Consider the following 1,550-nt stretch of genomic DNA (forward strand, 5'->3'; position numbering starts at 1 on the left):
GCTATTCTTAGCAATAACGGCATCTTCTATTTCTTTTTCATATTTAACAGACAGATCGGACTTGCCCGATAGGTCCTGATCGAGAAGATCCCAATATACAAAATGAAGTTTTGCAGAGAGTAGACGTTCTTCTTTCTTGAATTCAGCATAACGTTCAGCTGCATTTGCTTGCCGTTTAAGGTGCTGAAGCTGCTTACCAAGTTCTTCACGAATATCGGCCAAGCGATCAAGATTGTCCTGAGTTCGACGCATACGGTTTTCTGTCTCTCTGCGACGCTCTTTATATTTGGATATTCCTGCTGCTTCCTCGAGATATACGCGAAGCTCTTCAGGCTTGGACTCGATTAAGCGGGATATCATCCCCTGCTCAATAATTGCGTAAGATCGAGGCCCCATTCCCGTACCGAGGAAAATATCAGTAACATCTCTTCTTCGGCACTTCGTGCCATTTAAGTAGTATTGAGAGCTACCTTCTCTTGTGACCTTGCGCTTTATTGATATCTCAGTGAATGAAGCATACTCACCACTCAGCTTGCCTTCCTGATTTTCGAACAACAACTCGATCGATGCTTGTCCGACGGGCTGTCTACCGGTAGAGCCATTAAAGATAACATCAGTCATCGACTCGCCACGAAGGTTCTTTGCCGAACTTTCACCCATCACCCAACGAACAGCGTCGATAATGTTTGATTTACCACACCCGTTAGGCCCAACGATAGCGGTCATATTGGTAGAAAAAGGAACCGTCGTCGCATCTACGAAAGATTTAAATCCGGCTAACTTAATGGACTTTAAGCGCATTGCTCAGAAAGTGCTCCAAAACTAATAAATGGGTTTTCAAAAATTTTCGCTATTATCTACGGTTCAAGGCGCTATTTCTATCAATATGTTGAGAATATCGACGAAGCAAGTGGCGACGCACTGCCGTGACGGCCTTTAGAGGCCGAATATTGAGACATTTTTTTGACGAACCGGCAAGCCGCAACGCAACAAATCGCGTCAATAGTTTGTTCAACCACATCTAAAGCATTGTTTATAAGCTGTTTTTCTGGCTTGGCCCACAATTTGTATTAATTAACAATACTGGAACATTATTGTGGAGCCATACGATGAGCGGTAACGAACGAAACGATACAACAATTGATTTTAATAAGGCTAAGATAGTATCTACCTATCGCGATCTAAATAAATCAATTAGCGACAATAACGATATTATTTCTCGCTTAACTCGCCGCCTCCAAACCACGCTAGATTGTAGTGACATCATTCATATGTTTGCGAGTGAAGTCCAGACTTTGGTGTCATTTGATCAAATGAAACATGAAGCTTCCAATCAGAGCCCTATCACAATTGGTGATAAATCTGGTGTACATTCTTGCCAGTACAACCTCACCATGGACGAAACAGAATTAGGCGCAATTACCTTTTCTAGAAAGAAGCGCTTTCTTGAAGAAGAACTTTCCATTATCGAGCGCCTGGCTAGCACCTTGGTATTTCCTTTACGAAATGCAAAACTATATCAAGCAGCACTTCAATCAGCGCTTAGAGAT

Annotated in this window: 2 protein-coding genes; one reads left to right on the forward strand and one right to left on the reverse strand. The window is 42.5% G+C overall.

What is annotated here, in order from left to right:
* Positions 1–801: chromosome segregation SMC family protein (locus tag A3735_RS19715; protein ID WP_156499778.1), on the reverse strand; the 801-nt coding region annotated here is incomplete at its 3' end.
* Positions 802–1,109: 308 nt separating this feature from the next.
* On the opposite strand from A3735_RS19715, the gene A3735_RS19720 reads away from it, so the two are divergent.
* Positions 1,110–1,550 (forward strand): hypothetical protein (locus A3735_RS19720; RefSeq protein WP_369820542.1); only part of this gene is annotated, 441 nt, incomplete at its 3' end.

The sequence above is a fragment of the Oleiphilus sp. HI0061 genome, from assembly GCF_001635675.1.